Here is a 16,906-nt window from a genome sequence, read left to right on the forward strand (position 1 = left end):
ACCAAGGTCGACCGCTACCGTGCGAACCGTGCCTCGATCTCCTCCAGTGACTTGCCCTTGGTCTCCGGCAGCCAGAACGCGGCTACCAGGAAGAACACGAACGTGCACGCCGCCCAGAACAGGAACATGCTGGCGTAGCCGTAGTGGCCCACCGTGGGCAGGAAGATGGCGGCGATGGTGGTCGACACGAACTGGTTGATCAGCAGGGCGATGCTCATGCCGTTGGAGCGGATGCGATTGGGCATCAGTTCCGACAGTGCCAGCCACACGCAGACGCCGGGGCCGACCGCGAAGAACGCGACGAACACCAGGATGCAGGCGGCTACCGCCCAGCCATGCGCCGGCGGCGGCACCGGGCCGATGCGGGCCTGCTCGATGCGCAGCGGTGCCTGTGCGGCCTTGGCCGGGTCGGCGAACGGGTTCAGATGCAGCTTGCGGAAGAACGCGCCGATCACACTGTCCGGCTGCACGGTCCCGGCACGCTCGATGCGCAGCTCGCGGTCGGTCAGGCTGTCGCTGCGCAGGGCGCGCACATTGGTGAAGTCACCGTAGGCGTACGACACGGTCAGCTGCATCGGCCGGCCTTCGCTGTTTATGCCACCGCCCAGGCGCTGCCACTGTGCGTCGTCCAGCACCAGCCGCAGGCCGTCGCCGCTGACCGCCGCCTGCAGTTGCGGCTGCACGTCGGCGCGGCCACGCTCGGCCTGGAAGAACAGCGTGGCGGCAGCCAGCAGGGCCACGCAGATGCCGCCGCTGCCGAGCATCAGCAGGAACTTGCGGCCCTTGCGGTCGACCAGCAGCAGCGCGACCACGGTCATCACCGCGTTGAGCAGCTTGATCGCCACGTCGGCGCCGTTGGCCACCGAGCCGGACAGGCCGGCCTGGTTGAGGATGTTCACCGCGTACGCCAGCACCGAATTGATGCCGGTGGCCTGGGTGCAGGCCAGCACCACGCAGGCCAGCACGAACGGCACCACGTAGCGGCGGCTGAGCAGTGGGTCGCGCTTGCCGTCGCTGCTGCTCGATTCCGGCGCCTGGATCTGTGCAAGGGTGGGTTCCACGTCGGCAGCAGGCAACACCCGCTGCAGGCTGCGGCGGGCATCATCGACGCGGCCGCGGCGCACCAGCCAGCGCGGCGATTCGGACAGCCAGAAGATGCCGGCACAGAACAGCAGGCCTGGCGCCAGGCAGCTCCAGAAGATGGTGCGCCAGGCCTGGTCCTTCACCGTGAACAGTTCCTGCGCCTGCTGCGCCAGCGGCAGCGAGCGCACGGCTTCGGCGGCGGCATCCACCGCATGTGCGTGGTACAGCCCGATCAGTGCCGCCAACACCAGGCCGATGGTCAGCAGCAGCTGGAACATCGCCGCACCGCGTCCACGCCGCTCGGGGCTGAGCACTTCGGCCAGGTACAGCGGGATCACCACGCCGATCAGGCCGCCACTGATGCCCTGCAGCAGCCGCCCGAGCAGCAGCGGCGTGTAGCCCGAGGCCAGCGCCATGATCGGAATCGACGCGGTGAACAGCAGGCCGGCCAGCAGCATCGCACCGCGGCGACCGATCAGGTCGGCGACCATGCCGGCGAACAGCGAGGACAGCACGCTGCCCAGCAGTACCGCCGCCACCACGAAGCCGAGTTGCTGGCTGCTGAGCTGCCAGGCGTGGCTGGCCGTTGCCTCCAGGTAGGGCAGGGCACCGGCGATGATGCCGATGTCGATGCCGTACAGCAGGCCGCCGAGGCCGCCGATGAAGAGCAGGTAGCGTACGGGCCAGCGCGGGGCGGTGCTTGCAGTCATCGGCAGTTCCTGTGGTAGCGCCGGGCCAGGCCCGGCGGCGGTTCGTCGCAGAGTGCATTCTGTAGAGCCGAGCCATGCTCGGCTGCTTTCCGTTCCGATATCGAGGTTCCCCATGCCGCGCTTCGCGCGGTGAGCCGAGCATGGCTCGGCTCTACAGGGAGCCCGCGCGGCATCCGGGCCGCATCGCTTGCGTCAGGTCAGATCGACCACGCGCCCACCAATGACCACCTGCTGCAGGCGCAGTTCGGCGTCCAGCACCACCAGGTCGGCGCGGGCGTCGGGCGCGATGCGGCCGCGATCGCCCAGGCCCAGATAGTCGGCCGGGAAGGTGGAAACCCGCTGCGAGGCGTCGGCCAGGTCCAGGCCGACGCGCACCAGGTTGCGCAGCGCCTGGTCCATGGTCAGTGCGCTGCCGGCCAGCGAACCCGTCGCCAGGCGCACGCAGCCGCCGCACTTGTGCACGCGCTGCTCGCCCAGCGCGTACTCGCCGTCGGGCATGCCGGTGGCGGCAGTCGCGTCGGTCACCGCGTACAGGCGCGGGATCGCGCGCGCGGCCAGCCGGATAACGCCGGGGTGGATGTGCTGCAGGTCGGGGATGATCTCGGCGTACTGCGCATGCGCCAGCGCCGCCGCCGCAATGCCCGGGCGATAGTGGTCAACGCCAGTCATGCCGTTGAACAGATGGGTGAAGCCGGAGGCACCGGCCTGCAGCGCCGCCACGCCCTCCTCGTAGGTGCCGGCGCTGTGGCCCAGCTGCACGCGGATGCCCATCGCCGAAAGCGCGGGTATCAACGCGGTGTGCTCGCCGATCTCCGGCGCCAGCGTCATCACCCGGATCGGCGCCAGCGCGTGCAGCTGCTGCACCAGTGCCACCGTCGCCTCGATCGTACGATTGGGCTGTGCGCCCAGCCGCTGCGGGCTGATGAACGGTCCTTCCAGATGCACGCCGACGATGCTGGCGGCGTCGGTATCGGGCGCCGCCATCGCCGCAGCGACGCCGTGCAGCGCGTGCTCGATCTCGTCCAGCCCGGCAGTCATGGTGGTCGCCAGCAGCGTGGTGGTGCCGAAGCGCAGATGGGTGCGGGCGATGGTGCGTGCCACGTCGCCGCCCTGCATCAGGTCCACGCCGGCCGCGCCATGCACATGCAGGTCGACGAAGCCGGGCAGGATCACCGGCAGCTGCAGGTCGTCGGCGCCGCTGTGGTCGTCCACCTGCAGCCGGCGCACGCGTGAATCGAAGTGGACGTGCCCGCGCCGCCAGCCCAGCGGGGTGAGGATGCGGCCATGCAGGGTGCGGGTGTCGGTCATGCGGTGGGCTCGGCGATGATCACTTCGATGCCCAGCCGCTGCAGCCCTTCGCGGGTTGCATCGTCGATGCCGGCGTCGGTGATGATGGCGTGGATCTGGTCCAGCAGGGCGATGCGGTGCAGGCTGACGCGGCCGAACTTGGAGGCATCGGTCAGCACCACGATGCGGCGCGCACGCTCGACCATGCGGTGGTTGAGGCGGGCTTCGGCCTCGTCGTGGGTAGTCAGGCCGAACTGCAGGTCCAGGCCGTCCACGCCCAGGAACAGGGTGTCGAAGCTGTACGAGTTGAGGCTGGCTTCGGCCTGGCTGCCCTGCAGCGACAGCGACTGCTGGCGCAGCAGGCCACCGGTCAGCAGCACGGTGATGCCCGCGGCATTGGCCAGTTCCCAGGCGATGTTCAGGCCGTTGGTCATCACCGTCACGTCGCGATGCGCGCGCAGGTGGCGGGCCAGCGTCATCGTGGTCGAGCCGGAATCGATGATGATGTTGTCACCCGGCTGCACCAGGCGCGCAGCGCGCGCACCGATCGATTCCTTCAGCGGCAGGTTCAGCGCGTCCTTCTCATGGATGTCCTGTTCCTGCGGCGGCGTGCGCACCAGGGTCGCGCCGCCGTGGGTGCGGTTGGCCAGGCCCTGCGATTCGAAGTGGGTCAGGTCGGCACGGATCGTCACCGCCGACACGCCGAAGCGCTCGACCAGATCGGCCACCTGCACCGAGCCGTGCTCGATCAGCAGCTGCAGGATCTGTTGCCGGCGGGAGCGGGTGTTGCGCATGGCCATTCTCGGTTTTGCGGGAAAAGGTAGAGATTAGCCGTTCGCAGGAACGCCGGCAGCCGAACCTGCGTTCTGCGTGCGGGGTCCGGCCTGGTTGGCGCTGCAGGCACGGGCGTACTCACCCAGGCACAGGCCGATGCGGTGCTGCACCAGCGCGGTGGGGGTGTTGGCCAGGCTGCCTTCGCGCACGGCGCGGTACTGCTCCGGCAGGTACTGGCTGAGCAGCACCAGCGGCGGCGCATGCTGCTCCAGGTTGGCGAACAGGGTCTGCACCGCCTGTACCAGCGCCGGCTCGCCCCAGTAGTAGCGGCAGCGGTCGCTGAAGGAATAACGGCGCAGCAGGCGCAGCGCGGCGGCATCGCCCTGGTAGTAGGACTGCCAGTACTTCGGCTGCGCCACCATCACCTCGTCCAGCACCTGCGGCAGGCGCGAGCACTGTGCGGCCGGCAGCAGTTCGGCCTCGATCGCGGCCAGCGCGAACAGCGCCTCGCGGTAGGCGAAGGTGGCCGCCGGGCCGACCTTGAGGATGGCGAAGTGGTCGCGTACCAGCGCATGCAGGCCGCTTTCGCGCTGGTAGTCGGTGGAATGCGCTTCGAACACGATGCGCGGCTGCCGCTCGAGGAAGTCGGCGAGCGCATGGGCGGCGTCCCGGTTGTACTCATGCACGCTGCTGTGGTCGAAGTCCACGCCAGGCTGCACCACCATCGCGATCACGCGCTGCCACGCATCGCGCAGCTGTGGCGTGTCGAACGCCTGCTGGTGGATGGCCAGGGTCTGCGCGGCGGCAGCCGGCGTGGTCACCTGCAGGCCTTCGGCCAGCGAGGCTTCGCCACCGGGAATCGGCACCTCGGTACCGATCACGTAGACCGGCGGCGGCAGGCCGTGTTCGGCGGCGGTGCGTTCGGCGATCTCGGCAAGCTCGGCCGAACGTGCAGCGACGATGGCATCGGGCAGCGGCACCGGGTCATCGGCGCAGGACATGCTGCAGTCGAGGTGGATCTTGTGGAAACCGGCGGCGACGTAGGCTTCGATCAGCACGCGCGCGTGGGTCATCGCTTCGGCCGCCGGGCGCCTCTGCCAGGCATTCGGGCCGAGATGGTCGCCGCCCAGGATCAGCCGTTCGCGTGGGAAGCCTTCCTCATCGGCCAGGGCGCCGACGTAATCGCGGTACTGCGGCGGGGTCATGCCGGTGTAGCCGCCGAACTGGTCGACCTGGTTGGAGGTGGCCTCGACCAGCAGCACGGTGCCATGTGCCTGTGCCACGTGCATGGCCGCGCGCAGCACCTGCTCGTTGCTGCAGCAGACGCTGTACAGGCCGACATTGGCACCGGCGCGGTGGGAAGCAAGCAGGGTCTGCAACGGGGACATGGTCAGGCTCCGGACATCAGGAAAACGAGGGTTGGCAGGCGAGCAGGGCGGCACCACGTGCGCCACCGGCATCGCCGAAGCGTGGCGGCACGATCGGTGGCACCTGCACACCCTTGAACAGGTGGGTGGCGATGGCGGCGGGCAGGTGCTGGTACAGCGGCGCGTACTGCGAAAGGCCGCCGCCGAGCACGATCACGTGCGGGTCCAGCGCCAGCACCAGCGCGGCCAGGCTGTGGCCGAGCAGGTCGCGATGGATGTCCAGCGCCTTGCGCGCGCGGGCATCACCGGCTTCGGCCAGGGCGATCACCGCGCTGGCGTCGGCGGCGCTGCCACCAAGGTGGCGCTCGATCATCGCCACGCCACTGCCGGACACATAACGCTCCACGCAGCCCTGCAGGCCGCAGGCGCAGTCGATCAGCGGCAGGCCGTGGCGCTGCAGCAGATGACCGGGCACGCTCCAGTGGCCCCATTCGCCGGCCAGCCCGTTGAAACCGGTCAGCAGGCGGCCCTGCACGCAGAAACCACCGCCAGCACCGGTGCCGAGGATGGCGCCGAACATGCTGGGGTAGCCGTCGGCGGCACCGCCGTGTGCTTCAGACAGGGCAAAACACTGCAGGTCGTTGCCGAAATGCAGCGGGCGTTGCAGCCGCGCCTGCAGGTCCGCGGCCACGCTGTGGCCGGTCAACGCAGGCACGTTCGCGCTGAGCTGGCGGCCGCTGCGGCGGTCGCGCACGCCGGGCAGGGCGATGCCGATCGCCGCATCACTGCGGCCCAGTGCGGCATCGGCCTCGGCGACCAGCGCCACGACTGCCTGCAGGAAACCGTCGTAGTCACCCTGTGGGGTGGCCACGCGGCGGCGCCAGGTAACCTGCATCGCCACATCGCACGCCACCAGCTCGATCTTGGTGCCGCCGATGTCGATGCCGTAGCAGGCGTGGGCGATCAGCTCAGCCATGGTGGATGGTGACGCCCTTGACGACGCGGTTGACGGTGCCGTCCGGGAACGGGTTGTCCGGGGTCAGGCCCAGCGCGGCCGAGCGCTGTAGTGCGAACAGCTGCGCAAAGCCCAGCCACACCGGTGCCAGCCACGGATCGTCCAGTGCCGGCACGGTGAGGGTGTATTCGTCGTCGGCGCCGATGTCCGAATGCGGACCGATCGCCAGCACCTGGCCGGCCACGCCGTCGCGGCGCAGTTCTTCCAGCAGGTCCTGTTCGTAGCGGCGCGCCAGCGGCTGCACGCTGCGCAGCACCACCACCAGGGTGTTGCCATCCAGCGTCGACTTCGGGCCATGACGGAAGCCCAGGGGTGTGTTGGCCAGCGCCAGCACGCGGCCAGCGGTGAGCTCCAGCACCTTCAGCGCGCACTCGCGTGCCAGTGCTTCCAGCGGGCCGCTGCCGAGGTAGATGATGCGGTTGAACGGGCGCTGCGCCAGTGTCGCCACCGGTGCATCCCACTGCGCCAGGCCTTCGCGGGCCAGCGCGGCGATCTGCTTCAGGCGCGTCACGCGCGCATCCCACGGCGAACGATCGAACACGGTCAGCGCGGCCAGCAGCATGCAGGTCAGGCTGCTGGTCATGGCGAAGGCGCGGTCGCAGCTGGCCGACGGCATCAGCAGGGTGCAGGTGTCGGCACGGCCGGCGCCACTGCGGGCCAGCTCGCCATCGGCGTTGCAGGTGATGTCGAGGAAGCGCGCGTCATCCACGTCGCTGCGCACGCGGTCAACCGCCGCCACGCTCTCCGGGCTGGAGCCACTGCGGCCGAACGAGACCAGCAGGGTCGGACGGTCGCGCTGCAGGTACAGCGCCGGGTGGGTCAGCAGGCTGGTGGTGTGCACCACGCGCACCTCGGCAGGCCATTGCGCGTTGATCGCGTCGGCCACCATTTCGGCGATGAAGCCGGAGCTGCCGGCGCCGGTGAACAGCACGCGCTGGTTGGAATCGTTGAGGCTGTCGCCGAGGAAGGCCTGCAGGCGGTCGCGGGCACGCGACAGGTCCTGTGCGAGGGCGTCCCACAGCGCAGGCTGCTGGGCGATTTCGGTAGCGGTATCGGCTCCGCCAAGGCGCTGCCAGGCGGACACATCGGAAAGCAGGGTGACGTCCATTCGGAGGTTCCAGTTGGGCCAGCGCACCATCTGCGTTTTCTTTCGAAATGTCAAACATCGAAAGTAAAAAGAAAGAAAAAAGGTGGGTGGCTTTGCCCTGTGCGCAATGCCGGGAAAAACGAAAGGACCCACTGAATTCCGTATCGCACAATGCTTAACAGGCAACTGCAAGCGCTTACACAAAGTATTGCGGCGCAACAACTTTCGTTTCAACGGAATATATCTTCCTTTTTCCTTTCAATTTGTTGACATCTTTCGAATCGCTGCCCTAGAGTCGGCCCAATCGCTTTCGAAACGCCCGGTGAACGGGTTGGGAGTCCGCGTGGAAAACTGCGTTCGTCGCTCGCCGCTGATGCTGGCCCTGGTGCCGGCCTTGATGCTGGCGTCCATGACGGCCCGCGCCGAGCCGGTCGGCAACCTGCGTACGGTCAGCGCCAGCGCCAGCCGCGACGGCGTGCAGGGCTGGGACCTGCAGACCGACAAGGGCGCGCGCATCCGCATTGAACTGCCGGCGACCGACATCATCCGCGTGCAGGCCGGCCGCAACGGCACGTTGACCGGCGCCGGCGACAAGGCCGCGCCGATCGTGCTGCCGCAGCCCAAGGCGAGCGTGCAGGCGCAGCTGGAAGAAGACGCACAGGAAATCCGCGTGCGTACCGAGGCACTGGTACTGCATGTACAGCGGCAGCCGCTGCGCCTGCGCCTGGAACGGCTGGACAATGGCCAGCCCACCGCGCTGTGGCAGGAACTGCAACCGCTGGACCTGGATGCCACGCAGAGCGTGCAGGTGCTGTCCTCGCAGGCCGATGAGGGCTACTTCGGTGGTGGCCAGCAGAACGGCCGTTACCAGTTCAAGGGCCGCGAGCTGGAGGTGTCCTATTCCGGTGGCTGGGAAGAAGGTGATCGGCCGAGCCCGGCGCCGATGCTGCTGAGCAGCCGTGGCTGGGGCATGCTGCGCAATACATGGAGCGATGGCAGCTACGACCTGCGCCAGAGCGACCAGGCCACGTTGCTGCATCGCGAAGACCGCTTCGATGCGTACTACTTCGTGGGCGCCGACCTGCCCAAGCTGATCGAACGCTACACCCAGCTGACCGGCCGCCCCAACATGGTCGCGCGCTGGGCGCTGTCCTACGGCGATGCCGATTGCTACAACGACGGCGACAACAGCAGGAAGCCCGGCACCGTGCCCGAAGGCTGGAGCGACGGCCCGACCGGCACCACGCCCGATGTGATCGACAGCGTGGCCAAGCAGTACCGCGCCCACGACATGCCCGGTGGCTGGATCCTGCCCAACGATGGCTACGGCTGCGGCTACAAGCAGCTGCCGGAAACGGTGAAGGGGCTGGCCGGCTACGGCTTCCGCACCGGCCTGTGGACCGAGAACGGCGTCGACAAGATCGCGTGGGAAGTGGGCAAGGCCGGCAGCCGCGTGCAGAAGCTGGACGTGGCCTGGACCGGCAAGGGCTACCAGTTCGCGATGGACGCCAACCGCCAGGCATTCAACGGCATCCTCGACAATTCCGATTCGCGCCCGTTCCTGTGGACGGTGATGGGCTGGGCCGGCATCCAGCGCTACGCGGTGGCATGGACCGGCGACCAGAGCAGCAGCTGGGATTACATCCGCTGGCACGTGCCGACCCTGGTCGGTTCGGGCCTGTCCGGCATGGCCTACGCCAGCGGCGATGTGGATGCGATCTTCGGCGGAAGCGCCGAGACCTTCACCCGCGACCTGCAGTGGAAGGCGTTCACGCCGGTGCTGATGGGCATGAGCGGCTGGTCGTCGAACGCGCGCAAGCACCCGTGGTGGTACGACGAGCCCTACCGCAGCATCAACCGCGACTACCTGAAGTTGAAGATGCGCCTGACGCCATACATGTATGGGCTGGTGCACGAGGCCGCGCAGACCGGTGCACCGCCGGTGCGTGGCCTGATGTGGGACAACCCGCGCGACCCGCATGCGCAGGATGAAACCTACAAGTACCAGTTCCTGCTCGGCCGCGACCTGCTGGTGGCGCCGGTGTACCGCAGCCAGGCCGCCAGCCGTGGCTGGCGCCGCGACATCCACCTGCCGGCCGGCGGCTGGATCGACTACTGGGATGGCCGTCGCGTGCAGGCCGCCGCCGATGGCCGCCAGCTGGACCGCCAGGTGGACCTGGCCACGCTGCCGGTGTTCGTGCGTGCCGGTGCGATCCTGCCGATGTACCCGTCGATGCTGTTCGATGGCGAAAAACCGCTCGATGAAGTGACCTTCGACCTGTACCCGCAGGGCGACTCGCAGTACACGTTGTACGAAGACGATGGCAACACGCGCCGCTACCAGCAGGGCGAGTCGAGCATGCAGGTAATCCGCGTGCAGGCGCCGGCGCAGGGCAGTGGCCCGGTGCAGGTGCAGATCGACGCCGTGCAGGGCCAGTACAACGGCCAGCTGGCGCAGCGCCGCTACGGCCTGCGCGTACTCAGCCGGCAGGCACCACGTGCGGTGCAGGCCGGTGGCCGCGCGCTGCCGGCGCTGGCCGATGCTGCCGCCTTCCACAGCGCCAACGAGGGCTGGTACTTCGATGCCAAGGACCGCCGCGGCACCGTGCATGTGCGCACTGCCACCCAGGATATCCGCCAGCCACTGCAGCTGCAGCTGGACTTCGCAGTCGCTGCCGCAGCCACCGATGATGCCTATCCGGCCGCACCGGTGCTGGGCCGCGAACTGCCGGCCGACAGCCTGCTGGTGGTCAACCGCCCGGCCGAAGAGCCTGGCCATGCGTTGGAAAATGCTTTCGACGACGATCCGGCCACCTGGTTCCGCAGCGTGCGCAACCAGGCCGTGCGCACCGGCGCCCACGAGTGGGTGATCGGCTTCGGCGAGCGGAAGATGATCGATGGCATCGACATCGCGCCACGCAATGACAAGAACTGGAAGCACGGGCAGGTACGTGACTATGAGGTCTACCTGGGCGACAGCAACGGTGAGTGGGGCGAGCCGATCGCCCGTGGCCGCCTGCAGTTGAAGGAAGGCGTGCAGCGCATCGACTTCCCGGCCCACGCCGGCCGCCTGCTGCGCTTCCGCGTGCTGAGCGTGCAGAACCCCGAAGGCGACGGCGCCAGCAGCACCGACCCGATGGTCACCGCCGCACAGGGCAGCGCCCGCGCGTTCGATGCACTGCAGCCGCGCGATGTCGGCCCGATCGCCCTGTCCACCTTCCACATTCTCGAACACCAGGAACCGGAGCGACCGGCCCGGCAGCGCTATCTCTCCGAGCTGCCGGTGCCGGCCGCGCTGGCCAGCCAGCTGCGTACCGACCAGTCCTTCCGTGGCGACGCCGGCATGCGCATGAACGGCCTGCAGTTCCGCCGTGGCCTGGGGGTCGGCGCCAACAGCCGCATCGACCTGCGCCTGCAGGGCGGCTGGCACCTGCTGCGTGCCGACCTCGGCATCGACGACGCCTGCCGCAACGCCGGCGGCCTGCAGTTCCAGGTATGGGGCGACAACCGCCTGCTGTACGACAGCGGCCTGGTGAAGGCGCCCGGCGTGGTCAAGCCGGAGCTGGACATCCGTGGCCTTTCCACCCTGAGCCTGCGCACGCTGGGTGCGCAGGGCAGCCAACCCGCCCAGGTCTGTGCCAACTGGGCCAACGCCGTACTGATCGGCCAGGAGGGCGACTCCGCCAGCATCGTCGCCCCATGACCCCCACGTAACACCGCTCCTCCCCCGCCCCATCCCGACTACGGCCCTCATGGCCGTGGCCCGGGAGCGTTTTGCCCGCCGAACGCCCACGCGCTCACCCAGTTGCGCCGCACCCTTGCCAGGAGAGAACCCCGATGTTGCCCGCCCGCCACCACCGCCCCCCCTGCCGCCCGATCGCTCCGCTGACGCTGGCGATTGCCGGCGCGCTGTTCTCGCTTGCCGCTCCTGCCTTCGCCCAGGAGAGCAAGGACAACGCCACCGACCTGGCCCGCATCGAGGTCACCGGCTCCAACATCCGCCGCACCGACGTTGAAACCGCCTCGCCGGTGCAGGTGATCAGCAAGCAGGACATCCAGAACATGGGTGCGCGCACGCTGCTGCAGGTGCTCGACAACCTGCCGGCCGCACGCCCGGCGCAGCAGGATGCGCGCTCGCTGTTCACCGGTTCCGATGGTGCCTCGCAGGCCAACCTGCGCGGGCTCGGCGCACAGGGCACGCTGGTGCTGCTGAACGGTCGCCGCCTGTCGTACTACGGTGCGCCGGCCGGCTTCCAGACCCAGTTCGTCAACATCGATGCGATCCCGGCGGCGGCCATCGAGCGCATGGAAGTGCTGACCGACGGCGCGTCGGCCGTGTACGGTACCGACGCGGTGGCCGGCGTGATCAACGTGATCACCAAGCGCAACTTCCAGGGTGCCGAGATCAGCTTCACCAACGACACCTCCTCGCGCATCGATTCCTACGGTGAGCGCCAGGCCAGCATCACCGCCGGCTTCGGTGACCTGGCCGAGAACCGCTTCAATATCTATGGCGCGGTCAACATGTACCGTCGCGACGCGATTCCGCTGAGCGATTTCTACGACAAGCGGCCCGACCAGTACTACGTCAACAATCCGAACTACCTCAACAACCTGCGCCTGGGCGTGGGCAGCAAGCCGGGTGAATTCAATCCGGGCACTTACTTCGCCTTCGATCCGGTCACCGGCCGCCGCGTGCAGGAAGCTGCGCCGGGCTGCAGGAACGTGCTGACCAGTGAAGCGGCCGGTCCGCGTTGCGTCTGGGAAACCTGGATGAACAACGAGATCGATGCCGGTGCCAAGTCCGAGCGCAACACCGCCTACCTCAACGGCACCTTCCTGGTGGGTGACAGCACCGAGATCTTCGCCGAGGCGACCTACACCGACATCGACCTGCGCGCCAACGGTGGCACGCCGCGCACCTACGGCACCACCACCGGCAACCCGACCAGCTGGTTCTCGCGCAATACCGGCAACACCGTCAACCAGTTCCTGTACCCGTTCCTGGGCCCCAACAACGAATACAACCATGCCAGTCCGCAGCTGAAGGCGATGATGGGCGGCGTGGTCGGCCTGAACTACCTGCTGCAGGATGCCGGCCCGAACTATTTCGGCCAGCGCAATACCGACAAGAGCTACCGCGTGCTGGCCGGTGCGCGTGGCAACCGGGGTGACTGGAACTGGGAAACCGCCTTCGCCAGCGCGGGTACCCACTCCACCACCTACCAGACGATCAACGTCAACACCAAGGGCTTCGAGAAGGCCTTCGGCCCGTACACGATCGATCCAGGTACCGGTCGGGTGATCATCTCCGACCACCCGGCGTACAAGTTCGGCGAGATCAGCGAAGCCAACGCCGCGTTGATCCGTGAAGCGTTCCCGACCTTCGACATCCAGTCGTGGACCCGCCTGCATACCCTGGACGGCAAGATCGAAGGACCGCTGTTCCAGCTGCCGGCCGGCGAGATGCGCGCCGCGTTCGGTTTCAACGCCAGCCGTGAGACCTTCTACACCCCGGGCAACGCCGATGCGGCCAATGGCCTGATCACCCAGCAGGGCGGCTCGTGGTTCGACGGCAAGCGCAACACCTACGCGCTGTTCGCCGAGACCGTGGCGCCGATCACCGACAAGCTGGAACTGGATGCGGCGGTGCGCGTGGACAAGTACCCGAACTTCAGCGCCAACATCGCGCCGAAGATCGGCTTCAAGTACCAGGCGTTCGATCAGCTGATGCTGCGCGGCACCTACTCCACCGGCTTCCGCGCGCCGAGCCTGGCCGAGTCCGGCAATGGCGGCGTGTTCGCACAGCTCGGTGGCTTCCGTGACGAACTGCGCTGCGGCGAGACCAATGCCATCGCCAACCTGCTGCTGAAGTCGCAGCGGCCGGGCGATGTCGATCTGGGCAAGAGCCTGCTGAACGTCGATTGCAGCCGCACCGTGGCGCGCATGACCCAGCCGAACAAGGACCTGAAGCCGGAGAAGGCGAAGATCGCCACCCTCGGCTTTGTCTACGAGCCGGCCAGCTGGCTGTCGGTGTCGGCCGACTACTGGTTCATCTACCGCAACAACGAAATCGTCGCGCCGGACTATCGCCGCATGGAAGACATCATCTCGATGTCGCGCTCGCCGATCACCGACAGCGACCGTGCCAACCTGGCCCAGCTGGCGGCAATGTGCGCCGATCCGGCCAGCGGTGTGAGCTGCCCGGCGAACCTGCCGGGCTACTCCGCCGGCAACGTGGCCAGCGTGGTGGGCCAGTACAAGAACCGCGGCAAGACCCTGATCGACGGCTTCGACATCGACGCGCGCAGCCGCTTCTCGCTGGGTGACTGGGGCAACCTGAACATCGGCCTGGCCGCCACCATCGCCAACCGCAACCGCTTCTACATGGACGCCGAGAACGGCTGGTACTACGGCGACGTGGTGGGCTACTACAACAACCCGCGCCTGCGTGCCACGCTCAATGCCGACTGGACCTACAAGCAGGTGACCACCAGCATGTTCGTCAACTATGTCGGCGGCACCAAGTGGGCCACCGACCAGATCGACGAAGAGAGCAACAACAAGGAAACCTGCACCGGCGGCTACCTGGCCCTGCAGAAGAGCAAGTGCGATGGTGCACCGTCGTGGTGGACCGCCAACATGAGCGTCACCTGGCGCCCGGATGATGCGTGGAACCTGAGCTTCACCGTCAAGAACCTGTTCAACCGCCTGCCGTTCTACGACCCGAACAGCTTCCTGGGTGACTCCAGTGACTACGCAACCATCTTCGGCCGTGGTTACAGTGTGACCATCGGCTACCGGTTCAAGTAATTCCGTTTGCGTGACCTGGCGTGCCGGCTGCGGCCGGCACGCTGCCAAGAGGAGAGATGTTTGCCATGAAGCGTAGGGAATTCATCGCGGCCAGCGCCGCTGTCGCCGCCAGCAGCCTGCTGCCGCAGACCCCCGCCTGGGCACGCGGGCGCAAGGTGCGCCTGGCCATGATCGGCACCGGCATGCGCGGGCTGGTGCTGCTGAAGGAACTGACGCGTCGCGACGACGTCGAAGTGGTTGCCCTGTGCGATATCGAGCCGATCATGCTCGGCCGTGCCACAGAGATGGTGGCGAAGGCCGGCAAGCCCGCGCCGAAGACCTATGGCCAGGACCGCGACACCAACGCCTGGAAGCGACTTCTGGAACAGAAGGGCATCGATGGCGTGATCATCGCCACGCCGTGGGAATACCACGCACCGATGGCGATTGCCGCGATGCAGGCCGGTGTGGCCGTCGGCTGCGAAGTGGTGGCTGGCATCACCCTGCAGGACCACTGGGACGTGCTGAAGACGCAACTGAGCACCGGTACCCCGTACATGCTGCTGGAGAACGTCTGCTACCGCCGCGACGTGATGGCGGCGTTGCAGATGGTGCGCCAGGGCCTGTTCGGCGAACTGGTGCATCTGCAGGCCGGCTACCAGCACGACCTGCGCGGCGTGAAGTTCAATTCCGGCGATCCCAACCAGCCCTACGACAGCGGCGTGGAGTTCGGTCCCAAGGGCTGGAGCGAAGCACGCTGGCGCACCGAGCATTCGGTGGAGCGCAACGGCGAGCTGTATCCCAGTCACGGCATCGGCCCGTGCGCGATGTACACCGGCATCAACCGTGGCAACCGCTTCACCCACATCAACGCCTTCGCGACCAAGGCACGCGGCCTGCACGAATACACCGTGGCCAAGAGTGGCGGCACCACCCACCCCAGCACCAAGGTGAAGTTCAAGCTCGGCGATATCGTCACCACCACGCTGGCCTGCGAGAACGGCGAGACCATCCTGCTGCAGCACGACACCTCGCTGCCGCGCCCGTATTCAATGGGTTTCCGTGTGCAAGGCACCAAGGGCCTGTGGATGGACGTGAACCATTCGATCCACATCGAAGGCCGCAGCCCGCCGCACCAGTGGGAAGAGTTCAAGAAGTACCAGGACGAGTACGAGCACCCGCTGTGGAAACAGAATGCCGACACTGCCGCCAGTGCCGGCCATGGTGGCATGGACTGGTTCGTCATCCATGCATTTGTGGAAGCGCTGAAGGCCAAGGCACCGATGCCGATCGACATCTACGACGCGGTGACCTGGAGTGCGATTACCCCGTTGAGCGAGCAGTCGATCGCCAACGGCTTCCAGACGCTGGAGTTCCCGGACTTTACTGCTGGTGCGTGGAAGACGCGCAAGCCGATCTTCGCGTTCGACGGGAAGTATTGAGGTTTACACCCTTCCACGCTGTGACGGAGACGCCGGGCACTGCCCGGTGTTTCTGTTTCTGGAAGCATTCGTCTTGTAGAGCCGAGCCCACGCCCGGCTGCTTGTTCGGTCGGTCGCTCGCTTTATCAGAAAACTCTGAAATCCGACCCACTCCACAGTTTCTGACTTGAATGTGTAAACCACATCGGAGATAACGTTCCCCGCGCGGTCATGGCCGCATTCCGGACCAGGGACGATCCGAAGCATGACGTGGTGAGACAGCTGCCCCACGTTCTCGTTCCCGCCGGAGCTGTGTTCGTCCAGGAAGGAGAACAGGGATGTTGGAACGACTGAAGACCATTTCGTGTGCCGCACTGGCGATGATCGCGCTAGGGAGCTTGGCTCCTTGGGCTGCGCAGGCGCAGGAGGTGCAGAAGAAGTGGGAGAGCTACCTGTCGATGGGCCAGCCGCGAGCCACCGAAGCGGCGGTGCAGAAGGACATCAAGTCGCTCTTTTCCCAGTACGAAAAGGACAAACCCTTCGATTGGCATGTCAAACGCCAACGCGTCCTTGGAAAGAAGGTCATCTACGACTACCGGGTCAGACCCGAGAAGATCGTTACTACCGACTGGGTCTACATCCACTCAGGGCAGGAGTACTCCTCCGAAGATCAGATTCGTAGCGTGATCCTCGCTACCCGCGTCAGCGACCCGCGGGCGGTGGGGCGTATCTTGGCGCAGGGACGTCAGCCAATGCTTCGAAGAGCTCAGGGCCGCTGCCAAAGAAATCTTGGGGCGTCTATCGATACTCTGAAATGGCGGGCGGTTGGGGGCCATCGATTGGCGGCTCCATTCAAGGTTCAGATAATCTTATGAAGGGCAATAAGGACGGTGATAATTGGGCGTGGTTTCGTCGCCTGTTCTCACTGGACGATATGGGAAGAGATAAGGTGGGTGGTGGATCCCTTTCTGTTCCTCCGCTGCCTGGAGTTGGGTTTGGCGTCATGTCGGGATCTGGTTACACAGTTTCTGGGCAGATAGCTACGCCGACTGGAAATGGGTGCGGGTGTCCTTGAGATGAATAAATACAATCGATTCCTTCGGGCTTACTACATCATGTTCTTCTGGGCACTCAGGCTAGTTGCTTGCCTTGCAGCTGCCGTGAATATAGTAATCCTTGCTTTTGTGCTGATTGATCTTGCTGATGGAGGCCGAGACTATGGATTTACGGGCTTGGCGTTTGTCGCTTTCTCTCTTTGCATAGCTTTTGCCATGTGGAAAATCGGGTCTGTCGGCCTGCTCCGTCTCCGGCAAGCGAAGGAGTCATAGATCTTGCGAGGTCGTCGGTCGCGGGAGCGAGTGTGAGGGCTT

The 16,906-nt window shown here is 66.6% G+C and carries 10 protein-coding genes; 4 read left to right on the top strand and 6 right to left on the bottom strand.

Annotated elements, in window-relative coordinates; genetic code table 11:
• Window positions 1-14 precede the first annotated feature (14 nt).
• From AC5P7F_RS15240 to AC5P7F_RS15265, 6 genes are all read right to left on the bottom strand, one after another.
• Complete coding sequence (locus AC5P7F_RS15240) at window positions 15-1,793, bottom strand: MFS transporter (protein ID WP_014648756.1); 1,779 nt, start codon at window positions 1,791-1,793, stop codon at window positions 15-17.
• A 192-nt stretch (window positions 1,794-1,985) separates the two neighbouring features.
• Entirely contained in the window at window positions 1,986-3,101 is a 1,116-nt protein-coding gene (gene nagA, locus AC5P7F_RS15245; protein WP_046433040.1) for an N-acetylglucosamine-6-phosphate deacetylase, read from the bottom strand.
• Window positions 3,098-3,874, bottom strand: a complete 777-nt coding sequence (locus AC5P7F_RS15250; protein WP_014038836.1) for a DeoR family transcriptional regulator — start codon at window positions 3,872-3,874, stop codon at window positions 3,098-3,100. The genes nagA and AC5P7F_RS15250 overlap by 4 nt, the downstream gene beginning before the upstream one ends.
• A 33-nt stretch (window positions 3,875-3,907) precedes the next feature.
• Complete coding sequence (locus tag AC5P7F_RS15255) at window positions 3,908-5,242, bottom strand: D-tagatose-bisphosphate aldolase, class II, non-catalytic subunit (RefSeq protein ID WP_164077695.1); 1,335 nt, start codon at window positions 5,240-5,242, stop codon at window positions 3,908-3,910.
• Between the two features lie 16 nt (window positions 5,243-5,258).
• A complete protein-coding gene (locus tag AC5P7F_RS15260; protein WP_014648753.1) occupies window positions 5,259-6,197 on the bottom strand; it encodes an ROK family protein in 939 nt (312 codons plus the stop codon).
• Window positions 6,190-7,344, bottom strand: coding sequence for an SIS domain-containing protein (locus tag AC5P7F_RS15265; protein ID WP_164077694.1), 1,155 nt, complete (start codon window positions 7,342-7,344; stop codon window positions 6,190-6,192). The genes AC5P7F_RS15260 and AC5P7F_RS15265 overlap by 8 nt, the downstream gene beginning before the upstream one ends.
• Window positions 7,345-7,666: 322 nt before the next feature.
• Here AC5P7F_RS15265 and AC5P7F_RS15270 point away from each other — a divergent pair, with 322 nt between their 5' ends.
• From AC5P7F_RS15270 to AC5P7F_RS15285, 4 genes are all read left to right on the top strand, one after another.
• A complete protein-coding gene (locus AC5P7F_RS15270; RefSeq protein WP_164077693.1) occupies window positions 7,667-11,026 on the top strand; it encodes a TIM-barrel domain-containing protein in 3,360 nt (1,119 codons plus the stop codon).
• Between the two features lie 134 nt (window positions 11,027-11,160).
• A complete protein-coding gene (locus AC5P7F_RS15275) occupies window positions 11,161-14,136 on the top strand; it encodes a TonB-dependent receptor domain-containing protein (RefSeq protein ID WP_197602794.1) in 2,976 nt (991 codons plus the stop codon).
• Window positions 14,137-14,201: 65 nt separating this feature from the next.
• Window positions 14,202-15,557 carry a Gfo/Idh/MocA family protein gene (locus AC5P7F_RS15280; RefSeq protein ID WP_142235067.1) on the top strand — a complete coding sequence of 452 codons (1,356 nt, stop codon included), beginning with the start codon at window positions 14,202-14,204 and terminating at the stop codon, window positions 15,555-15,557.
• Window positions 15,558-15,874: 317 nt separating this feature from the next.
• Window positions 15,875-16,411, top strand: coding sequence for a hypothetical protein (locus AC5P7F_RS15285; protein WP_239508259.1), 537 nt, complete (start codon window positions 15,875-15,877; stop codon window positions 16,409-16,411).
• The last annotated feature ends 495 nt before the right edge of the window (window positions 16,412-16,906 follow it).

This window comes from Stenotrophomonas sp. YJH_SMC_105-26 (assembly GCF_059368915.1).

Excerpts from the sequence above, each read along its gene's own strand:
- AC5P7F_RS15255 (WP_164077695.1), bottom strand. The coding sequence starts at position 5,242 with ATGTCCCCGTTGCAGACCCTGCTTGCTTCCCACCGCGCCGGTGCCAAT.
- AC5P7F_RS15265 (WP_164077694.1), bottom strand. The coding sequence starts at position 7,344 with ATGGACGTCACCCTGCTTTCCGATGTGTCCGCCTGGCAGCGCCTTGGC.
- AC5P7F_RS15280 (WP_142235067.1), top strand. The coding sequence starts at position 14,202 with ATGAAGCGTAGGGAATTCATCGCGGCCAGCGCCGCTGTCGCCGCCAGC.
- AC5P7F_RS15260 (WP_014648753.1), bottom strand. The coding sequence starts at position 6,197 with ATGGCTGAGCTGATCGCCCACGCCTGCTACGGCATCGACATCGGCGGC.
- AC5P7F_RS15275 (WP_197602794.1), top strand. The coding sequence starts at position 11,161 with ATGTTGCCCGCCCGCCACCACCGCCCCCCCTGCCGCCCGATCGCTCCG.
- AC5P7F_RS15285 (WP_239508259.1), top strand. The coding sequence starts at position 15,875 with ATGTTGGAACGACTGAAGACCATTTCGTGTGCCGCACTGGCGATGATC.
- AC5P7F_RS15240 (WP_014648756.1), bottom strand. The coding sequence starts at position 1,793 with ATGACTGCAAGCACCGCCCCGCGCTGGCCCGTACGCTACCTGCTCTTC.
- AC5P7F_RS15250 (WP_014038836.1), bottom strand. The coding sequence starts at position 3,874 with ATGCGCAACACCCGCTCCCGCCGGCAACAGATCCTGCAGCTGCTGATC.
- nagA (WP_046433040.1), bottom strand. The coding sequence starts at position 3,101 with ATGACCGACACCCGCACCCTGCATGGCCGCATCCTCACCCCGCTGGGC.